The organism is Streptomyces sp. NPDC026659 (assembly GCF_040638245.1).
Classification (GTDB): domain Bacteria; phylum Actinomycetota; class Actinomycetes; order Streptomycetales; family Streptomycetaceae; genus Streptomyces.
Genome location: NZ_JBEZXY010000012.1, coordinates 122,320 through 138,933 on the forward strand (window position 1 = coordinate 122,320; position 16,614 = coordinate 138,933).

Genomic DNA, 16,614 nt, shown 5'->3' on the forward strand with positions numbered 1-16,614 from the left:
GTGGTGAGGGGAGGTTCGGCCTCACACGCCTCCGAGGGCGGGTTCGCGGTCGGGCTCGCCCTCGGGCAGAACGGGCTCGTCGCGCCGCCGGAACAGCGCGCCGGGCCACCACATCCACCGGCCCACGTCCAGGGTCAGCGCGGTCACCAGCACCGAGCGGACGATCACGGTGTCCAGCAGTACGCCGAAGGCCACCGCGAACCCGAGTTCAGCCGCGAACACCAGCGGCAGCGACGCCATCGCGGCGAAGGTACCGGCCAGCACGAGCCCGGCCGAGGTGATCACGCTCCCGGTGGCGGACAGCCCCGTCAGCGCGGCACGCCGGGTGCCGTGCCGCTGCGCCTCCTCGCGTACCCGGGTGACCAGGAAGATGTTGTAGTCGATCCCCAGCGCGACCAGGAACACGAACGTCAGCAGCGGGAAGGAGGCGTCCGCACCGGCGAAGTGGAACACGTGGTCGAAGACCAGGGCGCTCACCCCGAGGGCCGCGCCGAACGACAGCACCACGGTCGCCATGAGCAGCAGCGGCGCGACCACCGCCCGCAGCAGCAGCGCGAGGACGAGCAGCACCGCGATCAGTACGGCGGGGATGATGACCCGGTCGTCGCGGGCGGCGGCGTCCCGTACGTCGAGCACGATGGCCGTGTTGCCGCCGACCTGGGCGTTCGCGCCCTCGATCCGGTGGACGGCGGCCCTGGCGCGCTCGACGGTACGCATCGCGGCCGGGCCGCTGGGGTCGTCGTCCAGCTCGCCGAGCAGGAGGGCGTCGCCGCCCCTGACGACCGGCGCCGAGACGCCGGTGACCCCGGGGACGCCGGACAGGGCCGCCCGCACCCGCTCCGCCGAGGCCGCCGAGGTAACGACCTGGACGGGGTCGCCCGAGCCTGCCGGGAAGTGCCGGGCCCTGATCTCCTCGCCGACGGCCATCTGCGGCTTGCCGGTGAACTGGGCCGTGTCGGCGAGGCCGTCGGCCTTGAGCCCGAACACCCCGAGCGCCAGGGCGCCGAGGGCGAGCGCGGTACCGATCCACACGGCCCGCGGGCGACGGGCGACGAGGGCGCCGACCCGGGCCCAGACACCGCCGTCGCCCGTGCCACCCGAGCCAGCCGGTGCTGCCGGTGCGTACGGCGGCCGGACCGGCCAGAAGACCCAGCGTCCGCAGACCACCAGCAGGGCCGGCATCAGGGTGACCATGGCGAGCAGCCCGACGAGGATGCCGACGGCGCAGGCGGGCCCGAGCCCCTTGGTGGAGTTGAGGGTGGCCAGCATCAGCAGGGTCAGGCTGACCGCGACGGTCGCAGCGCTGGCGACGAGCGCGGGGCCGGAGCGGCGCAGCGCCTCGGCCATCGCCTCGTGCCGGTCCTCGTGGCGCCGGAGTTCCTCCCGGTAGCGGGAGATGAGCAGGAGCGCGTAGTCGGTGGCGGCGCCGAACACGAGGACGGTCAGGATGAAGCCGGTCTGGCTGTTGACGGTGAGCCCGGCGTGCTTCGCCAGCAGGTAGATCAGCGCTTCCGAGGCGGCCAGGGCGCCGCCCACGGTCAGCAGCGGCAGCAGGGGGAGCACGGGGCTGCGGTAGGTGAGCAGCAGGATCGCGACCACCACGAGCGCGGTGACCGTCGTCAGGTCGCCGCCTCCCCCGAAGGCGCCGATCGAGTCGGACGCGTAGCCCACCGGTCCGGTGATGTGGACGCCGAGGCCGTTCGCGTGTTCCTCGCCGACCCGGCGCAGTTCACCGGCGACCTCGGCGAGCCCGTTCCAACCGGTCCGGTCCTTGCGCACCTGGACCACGGTCTGGATGGCCTCGCCGTCCCGCGCCTCCACCGGTCCCTGCGGGGGTCCGGCGACGCGGTCGAGGCGCTGGAAGGCCCGGGCGTCGGCGCGGGCCTCGGCCAGGTCGGCGGGGGTGACGCCGCCGGGCCGGTCGTAGACGACGATCGCGGGCAGCGTGTCGGCGGGCAGGAACTTCCCGGCGCGCTCGACGACCTTGGTGGACTCCGCGTTGCCGGGGAGCCAGGCGGAGTTGTCGTTCTGCTCGACGTCCCCGAGCCGGCCCGCCAGCATCAGGGCGGGAACCAGCAGGACCGCCCAGAGGCCGACGACGACCCACTTTCCCACCCGTCCCGCGGGCCATGAAGCCATGGTGCGCAGCATGTGGACTCCTCGGGGTTCAGCCGACATGGGAGAGCTTGTCGGGGTTGGAGACGGCGTAGATCCCGCGGACCTGGCCGCCGTCCGGGGTGAGGTCGAGGACGAGTACGGCGTAGGGGGTGCCGCCCGCGAAGAGCAGCGCGGAGGGGTCGCCGTTGACCCTGCGGTAGGCGATGTCGAAGCCGTTGCCGGAGGCGGGGCCGAGGGCGGCGAGCAGCCGGGCGACCTTGCCGCGTCCCTGGAGCGGCTGGAGACCTCCGGCCGCCTTGCCGCCGCCGTCGCCCCACAGCGTCACGTCGGGGGCCAGGATCTCCAGGAGGGCGTCCAGGTCGCCGCCGAGCGTGGCGGCCAGGAACCGTTCGGTCACCTGCTGCCGTACGTGCGGCGCGGCCTCGTAGCGGGGGCGCCGGGCGTGGACGTGCTCGCGGGCGCGGTGGGCGAGCTGGCGGATCGCGGCGGGGGTGCGGCCGAGCATCTCGGCGATCTCGGTGTGGGGGTACCCGAACACCTCGTGCAGGACGAACACCCCTCGCTCCAGCGGGGTGAGCGTCTCCAGCACGACCAGCAGCGCCATCGACACGGACTCGGCGCGTACGGCCGCGTCGGCGGCGTCGGCGGCTTCCGGGACGTCGGCCGAGAGGGGGCCGACGAGGGGTTCGGGCAGCCAGGGGCCGACGTACGTCTCCCGGCGGCGGGTGACGGTGGCCCGGTGGGCGAGGGCCGCGTTCATGGCGATCCGCACCAGATAGGCCCGCGGGCTGTCGATCGGCTCCGCCTTCGGCGCCCGGTTCCTCGCCGTCCACGACAGCCAGGTCTCCTGCAGCACGTCCTCGGTGTCGGCGACGCTCGCGAGCATGTTGTAGACGAGGGAGAACAGCAGCTCCCGGTGCTCGGCGAACGCCTGCGTGACGGCGTCCGCCGGGTCCTGCACGGGTGCCTCCGGTGAGCTGGGCGGGGTGTCGGACATCGAACGGCCTCTCGTCGCGGATACTTTGCCGAACCCGAGAGAAATCCAACCCGCCGATGTGTGACATGGATCTTGCGGAATGTGACCCAAGTCACTTGTTGTTGGCCCGACTTGAGCGGCCTCGCCGCCGCCCGAACAATTCCGGGCGAGCCCCGCACCCCGCCCCGTACGGTGCCCCCATGCCCCGCCCCCTGCTGTTCCTGGACGTCGACGGCCCCCTCAACCCGTACCTCGCCAAGCCCCAACGCCGCCCGGCGGGTTACACCACCGTCCGGGCGTCCGTGCGCCCCGGCCGCCCCCTGCGGCTCTGGCTCAACCCGTCCCACGGACCGGCACTTCTCGCGCTCGGCTACGAGCTGTGCTGGGCGACGACCTGGATGGCCGAGGCGAACCGTTGGATCGCGCCGACCGTCGGGCTGCCCGAACTGCCGTACGTCGACTTCGGCGACCGCCTGTTCGCCGAGCGCCCCGACGGGGTCCACTGGAAGACGGACGCACTCCTCGAATACGCCGGGGGTCGCCCCTTCGCCTGGGTGGACGACGAACAGAGCCCGGCGGACACCGCGTACGTGGCGGCCCACCACCCCGCCCCGGCCCTCCTGCACCACGTGAACCCACGCATCGGCCTGCGCGAACAGGACTTCGCCGCCCTCATGCAAGCGGCCCCCGGACTCGCCGGGGGCCGCTGACCAGAACTGGCTTCCGCTGTACGTCAGTTGTGGCTGTGCAGAACCTCGTTCAGACCGCCCCACACCGCGTTGTTCGGGCGGGCCTCCACCGCGCCCGTGACCGAGTTGCGGCGGAAGAGGATGTTGGAGGCGCCGGAGAGTTCGCGGGCCTTGACGATCTGGCCGTCGGGGAGGGTGACGCGGGTGCCCGCGGTGACGTAGAGGCCGGCCTCGACGACGCACTCGTCGCCCAGCGCGATGCCGACGCCCGCCTCGGCGCCGACCAGGCAGCGCTCGCCGATGGTGATGATGACGTTGCCGCCGCCGGAGAGGGTGCCCATGGTGGAGGCGCCGCCGCCGATGTCGGAGCCGTCACCCACGACGACGCCCGCGGAGATGCGGCCCTCGACCATGGAGGTGCCGAGCGTGCCCGCGTTGAAGTTGACGAAGCCCTCGTGCATGACCGTGGTGCCCTCGGCCAGGTGCGCGCCGAGGCGGACCCGGTCGGCGTCGGCGATGCGCACGCCCTTGGGGGCCACGTAGTCCGTCATGCGCGGGAACTTGTCGATCGAGGTGACCTGGAGGTGCAGGCCCTCGGCGCGGGCGTTCAGCCGCACCGTCTCGACGTCGTCCACGGCGACCGGGCCGAGCGAGGTCCAGGCGACGTTGGCGAGGTGGCCGAAGATGCCGTCCAGGCTCACGCCGTGCGGCTTGACCAGGCGGTGCGAGAGCAGGTGCAGGCGCAGATAGGCGTCGTGCGCGTCCACCGGCTTCTCGTCCAGCGAGCCGATGACCGTACGCACCGCGACCACGTCGACACCCCGGCGGGCGTCCGGGCCGAGCGCGGCCACGGCCTTGTCGCCGAGCAGCTCGGCGGCCCGGTCGGCCGACAGCCGCTCGGTGCCGGAGGGACCCGGCTCCGCGACCAGCTCGGGGGCCGGGAACCAGGTGTCGAGAACGGTGCCGTCGGCGGCGATGGTGGCGAGACCGGCGGCGACGGCGCCGGTGGTGGTACGGGAAGCGGTGTCGGTCATACGGAAAACCTAACGTGCAGTGGGGGCGGGTACGCACCCGCGCGCCGGACGTGCGGACGCGCCGGGTGTGCGAAGGCGGCGGCACCCGAAGGCACCGCCGCCTCGCTCACGAAGCTCACAGAGCTCACAAACTCACAAAGAGCCCCGAGGGGACCTCAGACGTTGAACCCGAGGGCCCGCAGCTGCTCGCGGCCCTCGTCGGTGATCTTGTCGGGGCCCCACGGCGGCATCCAGACCCAGTTGATGCGCAGCTCGTTGACCAGGCCGTCCGTGGCGGACTTGGCCTGCTCCTCGATGACGTCCGTGAGCGGGCAGGCCGCGGAGGTCAGGGTCATGTCCAGCGTCGCGACGTTGGAGTCGTCGATGTGGATGCCGTAGATCAGGCCGAGGTTGACGACGTCGATGCCCAGCTCGGGGTCGACGACGTCGTACAGGGCCTCACGGAGTTCCTCTTCCGAGGCCGGCTTCATCTCAGCGGTGTCGGTCATGCCGTCTTCCTTTCGGCTTCGGCGCCACCCAGCGCCTGGGCCGTCGCGTCCTTCCACGCCATCCAGCTCAGGAGGGCGCACTTGACACGGGCCGGGTACTTGGAGACACCGGCGAACGCGACCGCGTCCTCCAGCACCTCCTCCATCGCGTCGTCGGGCTCGATCCGGCCCTTGGACTGCATCAGCTCCAGGAAGGTCTCCTGGATCTTCTGCGCCTCGGGCAGGTCCTTGCCCACCAGCAGTTCGTTGAGCACGGAGGCGGAGGCCTGGCTGATGGAACAGCCCTGGCCCTCGTACGACACGTCGGCGATCCGGGTGCCGTCGTACTTCACCCGGAGGGTGATCTCGTCGCCGCAGGTCGGGTTCACATGGTGCACCTCGGCGTCGCCGTCCCTGAGGCCACGCCCGTGCGGATTCTTGTAGTGGTCCAGGATGACTTCCTGGTACATGGAGTCCAGCTTCATGCGATCGCTCGTCCCGTCAGCCGAAGAAGTTCCGTACGTGCTCCAGCCCCTCGACCAGTGCGTCGATCTCGGCGGGCGTGGAGTACAGGTAGAACGACGCCCGCGTGGTCGCCGGAATTCCGTACCGCAGGCACACCGGCCGCGCGCAGTGGTGGCCGACGCGCACGGCGATGCCCTGCTCGTCGAGGACCTGGCCCACGTCGTGCGGGTGGATGTCGCCCAGCGTGAAGGAGATCGCCGCGCCCCGGTCCTCGGCCGTGGAGGGGCCAATGATCCGCAGGTCCGGGACCTCGCCGAGCCGCTTCACCGCGTACTCGGTGAGGGCGTGCTCATGGGCGAGGATCTTGTCCATGCCGATCGAGTCGAGGTAGTCGATCGCGGCACCGAGACCGACCGCCTGGGCGATCGGCGGGGTGCCCGCCTCGAACTTGTGCGGCGCCGGGGCGTACGTCGAGGAGTGCATCGAGACGGTCTCGATCATCTCGCCGCCGCCGAGGAACGGGGGCAGGTCCTCCAGGAGTTCCTGGCGGCCCCAGAGCACACCGATGCCGGTCGGGGCGCACATCTTGTGGCCGGTGAAGGCCACGAAGTCGGCGCCGAGCGCCTGGACGTCCAGCGGCATGTGCGGCGCGGCCTGCGAGGCGTCGATGCACACCAGCGCACCGACCTCCTGGGCGCGGCGCACGATCGCCTCGACCGGGTTGACCGTGCCCAGGATGTTGGAGACCAGCACAAAGGAGACGATCTTCGTCTTCTCGGTGATGATCTCGTCGATGTTGGACAGGTCGAGGCGGCCGTCGTCGGTGAGGCCGAACCACTTCAGCTTCGCGCCGGTGCGCTGCGCGAGCAGCTGCCACGGCACGATGTTGGAGTGGTGCTCCATCTCCGTGATGACGATCTCGGTCTCGTGGTCCACCCGGTAGGGCTCGTCGGCCCAGCCGAGCATGTTGGCCACGAGGTTGAGGGACTCGGAGGCGTTCTTGGTGAAGATCACCTCGTCGCGGCTGGGCGCGTTGATGAACGACGCGACCTTGTCACGCGCGCCCTCGTACAGCGCCGTGGCCTCCTCGGCGAGCACGTGCACGCCGCGGTGGACGTTGGCGTTGTATCGCTCGTAGTACTCGCTCAAGGCGTCCAGCACCTGGCGCGGCTTCTGCGAGGTCGCCGCGTTGTCCAGGTATACGAGCTTCTTCCCGTCGTGGACCTGGCGGTCCAGGATGGGGAAGTCCTTGCGGATCGCCTCTGTGTCGAGGAGGCCCGGCAGCTGAGTCACGCGGTTACGCCACCCTTCGTGTAAGCCTCGTAGCCCTCGTTCTCCAGCTTGTCGGCCAGCTCCGGACCGCCGGACTCGACAATGCGGCCACCGGCGAAGACGTGGACGAAGTCGGGCTTGATGTACCGCAGGATGCGCGTGTAGTGCGTGATCAGCAGGGTGCCGGTCTCGCCGGTCTCGCGGACGCGGTTGACGCCCTCGGAGACGATGCGCAGCGCGTCCACGTCGAGGCCGGAGTCGGTCTCGTCCAGGATCGCGATGTGCGGCTTGAGCAGTTCGAGCTGGAGGATCTCGTGGCGCTTCTTCTCACCGCCGGAGAAGCCCTCGTTGACGTTGCGCTCGGCGAAGGAGGGGTCCATGTGGAGGCGCTCCATGGTCTCCTTGACCTCCTTCACCCAGGTGCGCAGCTTGGGGGCCTCGCCGCGGATGGCGGTGGCGGAGGTGCGCAGGAAGTTGGAGACGGAGACGCCGGGGACCTCGACCGGGTACTGCATGGCGAGGAAGAGGCCGGCGCGGGCGCGCTCGTCGACGGACATCGCGAGGACGTCCTCGCCGTCGAGGGTGACGGTGCCGCCGGTGATCGTGTACTTCGGGTGACCCGCGAGCGAGTAGGCGAGGGTCGACTTGCCGGAGCCGTTGGGGCCCATGATGGCGTGCGTCTCGCCCTGCTTCACGGTGAGGTCGACGCCCTTGAGGATCTCCTTCGTGGCGTTGTCGGCCTCGACGGTGACGTGCAGGTCTCGGATTTCAAGCGTTGCCATGGATGCCTCAGGACTCCTGGGAGAGGGAGACGAGCACGTCGTCCCCTTCGATCTTTACGGGGTAAACGGGGACGGGGCGCGTCGCGGGCGGGCCGGACGGCTTGCCGGTGCGGAGGTCGAAGCAGGAGCCGTGCAGCCAGCACTCGATCTGGCCGTCCTCCACCTCGCCCTCCGAGAGGGAGACGTTCGCGTGCGAGCAGATGTCGTAGATCGCGTACACCTCACCCTCGGTCTTCACGACCGAGACCGGCGTGCCGTCGAGCTCCACCCGCTTGGGGGTGTCCTCCGACAGCTCGCTCAGCCCACAGGCGCGTACGAAGCTGTTGGTGGTCATCCGACCGACGCCTCCAGCTCCTCCTCGATCTTGGCGAGCAGGCGCTCCTCGATGTCGGTGACACCGATCTGCTGGACCAGCTCGGCGAAGAAGCCGCGGACCACCAGACGGCGGGCCTCGTGCTCCGGGATGCCGCGGGCCATCAGGTAGAAGAGCTGCTCGTCGTCGAAGCGGCCGGTGGCGGAGGCGTGACCGGCGCCGACGATCTCGCCGGTCTCGATCTCCAGGTTCGGCACCGAGTCGACGCGCGAGCCGTCGGTGAGGACGAGGTTGCGGTTCATCTCGTAGGTGTCCGTGCCCTCGGCCTTGGCCTCGATGAGCACGTCACCGATCCACACCGCGTGCGCGTTGTCGCCCTGGAGCGCGCCCTTGTAGACGACGTTGGACTTGCAGTGCGGGGTGTTGTGGGTGACCAGGAGGCGGTGCTCCTGGTGCTGGCCCGCGTCGGTGAAGTACAGGCCGAACAGCTCGGCCTCGCCGCCGGGGCCCGTGTACTCGACGCGCGGGTGGATGCGCACCAGGTCGCCGCCGAAGGTGACGACCACGGACTTGAAGGAGGCGTCCCGGCCGACCAGCGCGTTGTGCTGGGAGACGTGCACGGCCTTGTCGTCCCAGTCCTGCACGGAGACGACGGTCAGCTTGGCGCCGTCACCGAGGACGTAGTCCACGTTGGCGGCGAGCACCGCGTCACCGGTGTGGTCGATGACCACGACGGCCTCGGCGAAGGCACCCAGCTCGATCACCTGGTGGCCGAAGGCGGTACCGCCCTCGCCGTGCACCGCGATGCGGATCGGCTCGGTGAGGACGGTGTCCTTCGCGACGGTGACGACCGACGCCTGCTCGAAGGCGGAGTACGCCTGGGCGGCAACACGGTCCACCGGGGTGCCCGCCCTGCCGAGCCGGGCGTCGTCGCGGCCGACGGTCTCGACGGTGACGCCCTCGGGCGCCTCGACGGCGACCTTCACGCCCTCGCCGGTGGCGACGGCGGTGCCGTCGTGCAGACCGCGCAGACGCTCCAGCGGGGTGAAGCGCCACTCCTCCTCACGGCCGTGCGGGACGGGGAAGTCCGCCACGTCGAAGGAGGGGGGCGCGCTCATGCGCGAGACGACGGTCGACTCGGCGGCGACCGCGATCGAGCCGGCGGTGGTGGAGCCCACCGGGATGTTCTGAGCCTCAGCCATGGCTGTCGTAGTGCTCTCTTTCCTGAGTTCGGGCGGCTGCGGGGTGGGGGCGGTCTTAACCGACCGCGCCCTCCATCTGCAGCTCGATCAGCCGGTTGAGCTCCAGGGCGTACTCCATCGGCAGCTCCTTGGCGATGGGCTCGACGAAGCCGCGCACGATCATCGCCATCGCCTCGAACTCGGAGAGACCGCGGCTCATCAGGTAGAAGAGCTGGTCCTCGGAGACCTTGGAGACGGTGGCCTCGTGGCCCATGGACACGTCGTCCTCGCGGACGTCCACGTAGGGGTAGGTGTCCGAGCGGGAGATGGTGTCGACCAGCAGCGCGTCGCACAGCACGTTCGACTTGGAGCCGGCCGCGCCCTCGCCGATCTCGATGAGACCGCGGTAGGAGGTACGGCCGCCGCCGCGCGCCACCGACTTGGAGACGATGTTGGACGACGTGTTCGGCGCCATGTGCACCATCTTGGCGCCCGCGTCCTGGTGCTGGCCCTCGCCCGCGAAGGCGATGGAGAGGGTCTCGCCCTTGGCGTGCTCGCCCATCAGGTAGACGGCCGGGTACTTCATCGTCACCTTGGAGCCGATGTTGCCGTCGATCCACTCCATGGTCGCGCCCTCGTACGCCACGGCGCGCTTGGTGACCAGGTTGTAGACGTTGTTCGACCAGTTCTGGATGGTCGTGTAGCGGCAGCGGGCGTTCTTCTTGACGATGATCTCGACCACGGCGCTGTGCAGCGAGTCCGACTTGTAGATCGGGGCCGTACAACCCTCGACGTAGTGCACGTAGGCACCCTCGTCGACGATGATCAGGGTCCGCTCGAACTGGCCCATGTTCTCCGTGTTGATACGGAAGTAGGCCTGGAGCGGGATCTCCACGTGGACGCCCGGCGGGACGTAGATGAAGGAGCCGCCGGACCACACGGCGGTGTTCAGCGAGGCGAACTTGTTGTCGCCGACCGGGATGACCGTGCCGAAGTACTCCTTGAAGAGCTCGGGGTGCTCCTTCAGGGCGGTGTCGGTGTCCAGGAAGATGACGCCCTGCTCCTCCAGGTCCTCGCGGATCTGGTGGTAGACGACCTCGGACTCGTACTGGGCGGCGACACCGGCGACGAGGCGCTGCTTCTCCGCCTCCGGGATGCCGAGCTTGTCGTAGGTGTTCTTGATGTCCTCGGGCAGGTCTTCCCAGGACTCGGCCTGCTTCTCCGTGGAGCGCACGAAGTACTTGATGTTGTCGAAGTCGATGCCCGAGAGGTCCGAGCCCCAGTTGGGCATGGGCTTCTTCTCGAACAGCTTCAGGCCCTTGAGACGGAGCTTGGTCATCCACTCCGGCTCGGACTTCTTGTCCGAGATGTCGCGGACGACGGCCTCGTTCAGGCCACGCTTCGCTGCGGCGCCGGCCACGTCGGAGTCGGCCCAGCCGTATTCGTACTTGCCCAGACCCTCGAGTTCGGGGTGGGCAGTCTCCGTGGGGAGAGTCATGCGGGGTTCCTCCCGGCCGTGCTTGCAGGTGCGTCGGTGATGGTCTTGGGGATGAACGTCGTACAGACGCCGTCGCCGTGCGCGATGGTCGCCAGTCGCTGGACGTGGGTTCCCAGCAGCTCGGCGAAGAACTCCGTCTCCGCCTCGCACAGCTGGGGGAAGCGTTCGGCGGCGTGGGCGACCGGGCAGTGGTGCTGGCACAGCTGCTCGCCGACCGGTGCGCTGCGCGCTGTAGCAGCGTACCCGTCCGCGGTCAAGGCCTTGGCCAGCGCTTCGGCGCGGTGCTCGGGGGCGACGCCCTCGACAGCCTTGCGGTAGCCGTCCGCCTGGGCGGCGATCCGGGCGCGGGCGAAGGCGGCGACCGCCTCGTCCCCGCCCTCGCGCTCGGCGATCCAGCGCAGGGCGTCGACGGCGAGCTGGTCGTAGGACTGGTCGAAGGCGTCCCTGCCGCAGGGGGTCAGGGCGAACACCTTGGCGGGACGGCCGCGCGTACGGGCGCCGTACACCCGCTGCTCGCGTGCCTCCACGACGTCGTCGGCGGCCAGCGCGTCCAGATGCCGGCGGACGGCGGCCTGGGTCAGCCCCAGCCGGCCTGCCAGCTCGGCGACGGTGGACGGGCCGTGATCCAGGATGGACCGCGCGACCCGGTTGCGCGTCGAACGCTCACCGGTCGCTAGCTCCTCCTGCGGGGTACCCACCGGGGTCTCCCGAGCCTCGCCGACGTTTTTCACAACGCCATTGTTGCGTAATTCCTTGGAGCCTGACAAGCCGGGCCCCGCCGGGCGGACGGTGCCCTGCGTCACTTAGGCACACCTAACCTGACCTGCGGAAACGATCTCCGGAGCGTCGTCGACGCCACCTCTCACCAGGCAAAATCCGTGGCACCGGCGGGCCCCGCGCGACACACTCCGGTCATGCCGAAACCCGCCCCGAACGGCCCGCTGATCACCCGCGACACGATCTCCGCGAAGCTACGCGAACTGGGTGTCGAACCCGGCGAGACCCTCCTCGTCCACTCCTCGCTGAGTTCCCTCGGCTGGGTGAACGGCGGACCCGTCGCCGTCGTCAAGGGCCTCCTGGACGCCCTCGGCCCGACGGGCACGCTGACCGTCCCGGCCCACTCCGCCGATCTCTCCGACCCGGCCCACTGGCGCAATCCCCCGGTGCCCGAGGAGTGGTGGGACGAGATCCGGACCACGATGCCCGTCTACGACCCCCGGATCACCCCCACCCTGGGGATGGGGGTGATCCCGGAGACCGTCCGGACCTGGCCCGGAGCCCTGCGCAGCGCCCACCCCCAGACCTCGTTCGCCGCGCTCGGACCGCGCGCCGCCGAGATCACCGAGGGCCACGCACCCGACTGCCGCCTCGGCGAGCACAGCCCCCTGGCCCGGCTGGAGCGCGCGGGCGCGCGGGTGCTGCTGCTCGGGGTCGGGTACGGCTCCTGCACCAGCTTCCACCTGGCCGAATACCGCGTACCGACCCCGTCCGCACGCATCGGCTGGCCTGCGCCCGGCGGCGGCTGGGAGGAGGTGCGGGACGTGTCGATCGACTCGGACCGGTTCGACGAACTGGGCCACGACTTCGAGCGGGACCGCCCGGTCGTGCGCGGCCGGATCGGCACCGCCGAGGCCCGGCTCTTCCCGCTCGCGGACGCCGTGGCCTACGCCGAGCGCTGGCTCCCGGTGCACCAGCCCCGGGAGGAGGAGTTCTCCGACCCCCGCGCCTGAGTGTCCGCGCGGCTCCCTAGACTCTGGGGTCATGCGAAGTGAGCCCGTGGTCCAGATACAGGCCCTGGTGAAGCAATACGGCCAGAAGACCGCGGTGAACGGCCTCGACCTGGAGGCGCGGGCGGGGGTGACCGCCGTGCTCGGTCCCAACGGGGCCGGCAAGACGACCACCGTCGAGACCTGCGAGGGGTACCGGAAGCCGGACTCCGGCACGGTGCGCGTCCTGGGGCTCGACCCCGTGCGGCAGTCCGCCGAGCTGCGACCCCGGATCGGGGTGATGCTCCAGTCCGGCGGCGTCTACTCCGGCGCCCGCGCCGACGAGATGCTGCGCCATGTCGCCAAGCTGCACGCCCACCCGCTGGACGTGGACGCGCTGATCGAACGTCTCGGCCTCGGCTCCTGCGGCCGGACGAGCTACCGGCGACTGTCCGGCGGACAGCAGCAGCGGCTCGCGCTCGCCATGGCCGTGGTCGGCCGCCCCGAGCTGGTGTTCCTGGACGAGCCCACCGCCGGACTCGACCCGCAGGCCCGCCGGGCCACCTGGGACCTGGTGCGCGACCTGCGCGCCGACGGCGTCTCGGTGATCCTCACCACCCACCACATGGACGAGGCCGAGCAGCTCGCCGACGACGTCGCGATCATCGACGGCGGCCGGGTCATCGCCCAGGGCTCCCCCGAGGAACTGTGCCGCGGCGGCGCCGAGAACACCCTGCGCTTCACCGGCCGCCCCGGACTCGACCTCGCCGCGCTGCTCAAGGCGCTCCCCGCCGACTGCACGGCCGCCGAGCTGACCTCGGGCACCTACCGGGTGACCGGCAAGATAGACCCTCAGCTGCTCGCCACGGTCACCTCGTGGTGCGCGCAGCACGGCGTGATGCCGGACCGGCTCTCGGTCGAGCGGCACACCCTGGAAGACGTATTCCTCGAGCTGACCGGCAAGGAGCTGCGCTCGTGACCACCCCCTCGGACACGACCGCCCCGGGCACCGCCGCCTCGGGCACCTACGCCCCGAAGCCCGGAGCCGCGCCGCTCCCCCGCATGATCGCCGCGCAGGCCGCGCTGGAGACGCGGATGCTGCTGCGCAACGGCGAACAGCTGCTGCTGACCGTGGTCATCCCGACCCTGCTGCTCGTGCTCTTCAGCTCGGTCGACATCGTCGACACCGGCTCGGGCAAGGCCGTGGACTTCCTCGCGCCCGGCATCCTGGCGCTGGCCGTCATGTCGACGGCGTTCACCGGCCAGGCCATCGCCACCGGCTTCGAGCGCCGCTACGGCGTGCTGAAGCGGCTCGCCGCCTCACCCCTGCCGCGCTGGGCCCTGATGACCGCGAAGACCGCCTCCGTGCTGGTCACCGAGGTGCTTCAGCTGATCCTGCTGACGGTGATCGCCTTCGCGCTCGACTGGTCCCCGCACGGCAACCCGGCCGCGGTCCTGCTCCTGCTGGTCCTCGGTACGGCCGCCTTCTCCGGGCTCGGCCTGCTGATGGCGGGCACGCTCAAGGCGGAGGCCACGCTCGCCGCCGCCAACCTCGTCTTCCTGCTGCTGCTCGTCGGCGGCGGGGTGATCGTGCCGCTGGAGAAGTTCGGCTCCGCCGGACAGCACATCCTCGGCCTGCTGCCCATCTCCGCCCTCTCCGACGGCCTGCGCGACGTCCTCCAGCACGGCGCCGGGATGCCCTGGGGCGACCTGGCGATCCTCGCGGTGTGGGCGGTCGTGGGGCTCGCGGCGGCGGGGAAGTTCTTCCGCTGGGAGTAAGTGGGGGGGCGGCCGCACGTCTCTGACCTCGGGAAACCGGCGTACCCCAGACCCTAGTGAAAGCGTGCACAAGCGGGCATCTACTATTACGCGCGTGCCAAAGCTGACCCCCGCCGACACCGCAGCGGCCCTGCGCAACCCGCTCGCCTTCATCGCCGAGCGCTGGACCCCGGACCCCCGTACGGTCCGCCGGGCCGCGCTCGCCGCACTCGTGATGGCGGTGGTCATCGTGGTCACCGGCGGCGCGGTGCGGCTGACCAGCTCGGGCCTCGGCTGCCCGACCTGGCCCACCTGCACCGCCGACTCGCTGACCACGACCCGCGCGATGGGCTTCCACGGCGCGATCGAGTTCGGCAACCGGATGCTGACGTACGTGCTGTGCGCCGCCATCGGCTGGGCGATCATCGCCGCGCGTTCGGCGAAGCCCTGGCGGCGGAGCCTGACCCGGCTCGGCTGGGCCCAGTTCTGGGTGGTCATGGGCAACGCGGTGCTCGGCGGCATCGTCGTGCTGGTCGGCCTGAACCCCTACACCGTCGCCGCGCACTTCCTGCTCACCACGGCGCTGATCACCGTCGTGACCGTGATGTGGCAGCGCACCCGTGAGGGCGACGGGGAGCCGCGTCCGCTGGTCGGCGGGGCGGTACGGCAGCTGGTGTGGTTCCTGGTCGTCGCGTCCGTGCTGCTGATCGCGGTCGGCACGGTGGTGACCGGCGCGGGTCCGCACGCGGGCGACTCCAGCGAGGTCGAGCGCATCCCGCTCGACTGGGAGATGATCGCCAAGCTGCACGCGGTGCTCGCCTGGATCGTGGTGACGCTGACCTTCGCGCTGTGGTTCGTCCTCAAGGCGGTCGACGCCCCGAAGGGCCCGCTGAACCGGACGCGCGAGCTGTTCGTGATCCTGCTGCTTCAGGGTGTCATCGGCTATGTCCAGTACTTCACGCACCTCCCCGAGGCCCTGGTCGCCCTGCACATGCTGGGCTCCTCGGTGATGTGGATCTGGGTGCTGCGCGTCCTGCTCTCGCTGCGCGAGCGTCCGCTCGACGCGGTGACGGTGCCCGGCCCCTCGGCCGAGGTCAAGGTCGGCACCTCCGCCTGACCGGTACGGGCTGACCTGTACGGGCAGGTTCACTCCAGCCCGTACACCCTGAGCGCGTTCTCCGCCGCCACCATGCGGGCCACCCGGCGCGCGTCCGTCAGGGACCAGGCGCCGTCGGTGACCCAGGTGCCGAGGACGCGGTTGAGGGACTCGCGGAAGAGCTGGGCGGCGACGACGTGCAGTTCCGGCAGGGAGCGCGCCCCGCTGGAGAAGAGGATCTTGCCGAAGGGCGCCAGTTCCAGGATCTCCGCGAGCACGGTGGCCGCGCGGGCGCCGGTACGGACGAGCGCGGCGCCGGAGTCGGCGTAGACGTGCGGATGGGCGGCGGCCAGATGGGCCGCGTACCGGTGATGCGGGTAACCGTGCAGCAGGACCACGTCCGTGCCGAGGCCGGCCGTGGCCCGTACGAAGCCGGTCAGCGGACCGGGGTCGGCCGGGACGCCCGGGGCGCCGAGCCCCGCGTGCAGCTGGAGCGGCCGCCCGGAGGCGACGGCGGTCCACAGCAGATGGCGCAGCAGCACCGGATCGGTCGGCGCCTCCCCCACCCGCCGTCCCGCCAGCCAGCGCGAGGCCGCGCCGCGTACCTCACCGGGTCCGGGCGGCTCGGGCGAGAGTGCGGCGCCGTCCGCGAACCCGGCCCCGGTCGTGAAGGCGACGGCGTGGCCCGCGGCGCCGTGCACCGACTCGGCCAGGTTGGCGAGGAAGGACGCGACGCTGCCCGAGGTGTCCGCGACCTGCTCCGCGAGGGGCTCAAGGCGGACGATCTCCCGCGCGTCGGCGTCCCCGGCGGCGGCCATCTCCTCGGGCCCGGTGAGATCCCCGGGCAGACCGGTGTCGACCAGATAGGTCGTGATCCCGCTCCCCCGCAGCAGCCTGCGCCCCGCCTCCAGGACGCCCAGTTCCCGCCGCCGCGCCAGATACCGCGCGGGCGCGCAGTGCGGCTCGAGCCCGAGCAGCGGCGGACACCACCGCCGCACGGCGAACCCCGTCTGCGTGTCGAACAACGTGGTCCCCGCCGCGGGCGCCCCCTCCGTCCGCCCGAGCTGAGCCTCGAACGTCCCAAGCCCCAGTTCGGTCCGCAACACCCCGTGGCAGTACTGATCCACGAGCGACGCCGTTTCGATCATCTCGAACTCCCGCAAGGACGGTGCACTGCCTTACCGTCCTAACGGCGCGAATGAGATTCAGGTGGCGCTGCCCAACCTAAAAGGGGCGCGGGGCCCTGTCGATTTGCGGCT

General features: G+C 71.0%; 17 protein-coding genes. 5 read left to right on the forward strand and 12 right to left on the reverse strand.

Features of this window, described 5'->3' with window-relative positions:
* Positions 1-21 precede the first annotated feature (21 nt).
* Together AB0E91_RS27320 and sigJ are read right to left on the reverse strand one after the other, a co-directional pair.
* Positions 22-2,151, reverse strand: coding sequence for an MMPL family transporter (locus AB0E91_RS27320; protein ID WP_361787257.1), 2,130 nt, complete (start codon positions 2,149-2,151; stop codon positions 22-24).
* A gap of 16 nt (positions 2,152-2,167) precedes the next feature.
* Positions 2,168-3,115, reverse strand: coding sequence for an RNA polymerase sigma factor SigJ (sigJ, locus tag AB0E91_RS27325; protein WP_361787260.1), 948 nt, complete (start codon positions 3,113-3,115; stop codon positions 2,168-2,170).
* Positions 3,116-3,294: 179 nt separating this feature from the next.
* On the opposite strand from sigJ, the gene AB0E91_RS27330 reads away from it, so the two are divergent.
* Positions 3,295-3,804, forward strand: a complete 510-nt coding sequence (locus AB0E91_RS27330; protein ID WP_361787263.1) for a hypothetical protein — start codon at positions 3,295-3,297, stop codon at positions 3,802-3,804.
* Positions 3,805-3,827: 23 nt separating this feature from the next.
* Here AB0E91_RS27330 and dapD read toward each other — a convergent pair whose 3' ends face one another.
* From dapD to AB0E91_RS27375, 9 genes are all read right to left on the reverse strand, one after another.
* Positions 3,828-4,817 carry a 2,3,4,5-tetrahydropyridine-2,6-dicarboxylate N-succinyltransferase gene (dapD, locus tag AB0E91_RS27335; protein ID WP_361787266.1) on the reverse strand — a complete coding sequence of 330 codons (990 nt, stop codon included), beginning with the start codon at positions 4,815-4,817 and terminating at the stop codon, positions 3,828-3,830.
* Positions 4,818-4,972: 155 nt separating this feature from the next.
* On the reverse strand, positions 4,973-5,305 hold the full coding sequence (locus AB0E91_RS27340; protein WP_161182276.1) for a metal-sulfur cluster assembly factor: 333 nt from the start codon (positions 5,303-5,305) through the stop codon (positions 4,973-4,975).
* Positions 5,302-5,769 (reverse strand): Fe-S cluster assembly sulfur transfer protein SufU, encoded by a 468-nt coding sequence (sufU, locus tag AB0E91_RS27345; protein WP_161182275.1) that lies wholly within the window; start codon positions 5,767-5,769, stop codon positions 5,302-5,304. Before sufU ends, AB0E91_RS27340 begins: the two co-directional genes overlap by 4 nt.
* Positions 5,770-5,785: 16 nt before the next feature.
* Complete coding sequence (locus AB0E91_RS27350) at positions 5,786-7,042, reverse strand: cysteine desulfurase (RefSeq protein ID WP_361787270.1); 1,257 nt, start codon at positions 7,040-7,042, stop codon at positions 5,786-5,788.
* Positions 7,039-7,803: a Fe-S cluster assembly ATPase SufC gene (sufC, locus tag AB0E91_RS27355; RefSeq protein ID WP_361787273.1), complete on the reverse strand. Its 765-nt coding sequence runs from the start codon at positions 7,801-7,803 to the stop codon at positions 7,039-7,041. The genes AB0E91_RS27350 and sufC overlap by 4 nt, the downstream gene beginning before the upstream one ends.
* A gap of 7 nt (positions 7,804-7,810) precedes the next feature.
* Positions 7,811-8,137, reverse strand: a complete 327-nt coding sequence (locus AB0E91_RS27360) for a non-heme iron oxygenase ferredoxin subunit (RefSeq protein WP_161182273.1) — start codon at positions 8,135-8,137, stop codon at positions 7,811-7,813.
* Positions 8,134-9,318, reverse strand: coding sequence for a Fe-S cluster assembly protein SufD (gene sufD, locus AB0E91_RS27365; RefSeq protein ID WP_361787276.1), 1,185 nt, complete (start codon positions 9,316-9,318; stop codon positions 8,134-8,136). The genes AB0E91_RS27360 and sufD overlap by 4 nt, the downstream gene beginning before the upstream one ends.
* 55 nt (positions 9,319-9,373) lie before the next feature.
* Positions 9,374-10,795, reverse strand: a complete 1,422-nt coding sequence (gene sufB, locus AB0E91_RS27370) for a Fe-S cluster assembly protein SufB (protein WP_161182271.1) — start codon at positions 10,793-10,795, stop codon at positions 9,374-9,376.
* The gene (locus tag AB0E91_RS27375) at positions 10,792-11,526 is read right to left on the reverse strand and encodes an ArsR family transcriptional regulator (protein ID WP_361787279.1); all 735 of its coding nucleotides are present in this window, start codon (positions 11,524-11,526) and stop codon (positions 10,792-10,794) included. Before AB0E91_RS27375 ends, sufB begins: the two co-directional genes overlap by 4 nt.
* Positions 11,527-11,709: 183 nt before the next feature.
* Between AB0E91_RS27375 and AB0E91_RS27380 the strand changes: the two genes are divergently transcribed.
* From AB0E91_RS27380 to AB0E91_RS27395, 4 genes are all read left to right on the forward strand, one after another.
* Positions 11,710-12,525, forward strand: a complete 816-nt coding sequence (locus tag AB0E91_RS27380; protein WP_361787282.1) for an AAC(3) family N-acetyltransferase — start codon at positions 11,710-11,712, stop codon at positions 12,523-12,525.
* 31 nt (positions 12,526-12,556) lie between these two features.
* Positions 12,557-13,480 carry an ABC transporter ATP-binding protein gene (locus AB0E91_RS27385; protein WP_361787285.1) on the forward strand — a complete coding sequence of 308 codons (924 nt, stop codon included), beginning with the start codon at positions 12,557-12,559 and terminating at the stop codon, positions 13,478-13,480.
* 83 nt (positions 13,481-13,563) lie between these two features.
* On the forward strand, positions 13,564-14,280 hold the full coding sequence (locus tag AB0E91_RS27390; protein WP_361787474.1) for an ABC transporter permease: 717 nt from the start codon (positions 13,564-13,566) through the stop codon (positions 14,278-14,280).
* 85 nt (positions 14,281-14,365) lie between these two features.
* Complete coding sequence (locus tag AB0E91_RS27395; protein ID WP_361787476.1) at positions 14,366-15,376, forward strand: COX15/CtaA family protein; 1,011 nt, start codon at positions 14,366-14,368, stop codon at positions 15,374-15,376.
* 29 nt (positions 15,377-15,405) lie between these two features.
* On the opposite strand, the gene AB0E91_RS27400 is transcribed toward AB0E91_RS27395, so the two are convergent.
* Positions 15,406-16,503 (reverse strand): amidohydrolase family protein, encoded by a 1,098-nt coding sequence (locus AB0E91_RS27400; RefSeq protein WP_361787288.1) that lies wholly within the window; start codon positions 16,501-16,503, stop codon positions 15,406-15,408.
* Between the last annotated feature and the right edge of the window lie 111 nt (positions 16,504-16,614).

Bases quoted from the DNA above. Each gene is read 5' to 3' on its own strand.
- AB0E91_RS27385 (WP_361787285.1), top strand. From the start codon at position 12,557: ATGCGAAGTGAGCCCGTGGTCCAGATACAGGCCCTGGTGAAGCAATAC.
- AB0E91_RS27380 (WP_361787282.1), top strand. From the start codon at position 11,710: ATGCCGAAACCCGCCCCGAACGGCCCGCTGATCACCCGCGACACGATC.
- sufD (WP_361787276.1), bottom strand. From the start codon at position 9,318: ATGGCTGAGGCTCAGAACATCCCGGTGGGCTCCACCACCGCCGGCTCG.
- AB0E91_RS27320 (WP_361787257.1), bottom strand. From the start codon at position 2,151: ATGCTGCGCACCATGGCTTCATGGCCCGCGGGACGGGTGGGAAAGTGG.
- AB0E91_RS27390 (WP_361787474.1), top strand. From the start codon at position 13,564: ATGATCGCCGCGCAGGCCGCGCTGGAGACGCGGATGCTGCTGCGCAAC.
- AB0E91_RS27330 (WP_361787263.1), top strand. From the start codon at position 3,295: ATGCCCCGCCCCCTGCTGTTCCTGGACGTCGACGGCCCCCTCAACCCG.
- sigJ (WP_361787260.1), bottom strand. From the start codon at position 3,115: ATGTCCGACACCCCGCCCAGCTCACCGGAGGCACCCGTGCAGGACCCG.
- sufU (WP_161182275.1), bottom strand. From the start codon at position 5,769: ATGAAGCTGGACTCCATGTACCAGGAAGTCATCCTGGACCACTACAAG.
- AB0E91_RS27400 (WP_361787288.1), bottom strand. From the start codon at position 16,503: ATGATCGAAACGGCGTCGCTCGTGGATCAGTACTGCCACGGGGTGTTG.
- AB0E91_RS27360 (WP_161182273.1), bottom strand. From the start codon at position 8,137: ATGACCACCAACAGCTTCGTACGCGCCTGTGGGCTGAGCGAGCTGTCG.
- dapD (WP_361787266.1), bottom strand. From the start codon at position 4,817: ATGACCGACACCGCTTCCCGTACCACCACCGGCGCCGTCGCCGCCGGT.
- sufB (WP_161182271.1), bottom strand. From the start codon at position 10,795: ATGACTCTCCCCACGGAGACTGCCCACCCCGAACTCGAGGGTCTGGGC.
- AB0E91_RS27340 (WP_161182276.1), bottom strand. From the start codon at position 5,305: ATGACCGACACCGCTGAGATGAAGCCGGCCTCGGAAGAGGAACTCCGT.
- sufC (WP_361787273.1), bottom strand. From the start codon at position 7,803: ATGGCAACGCTTGAAATCCGAGACCTGCACGTCACCGTCGAGGCCGAC.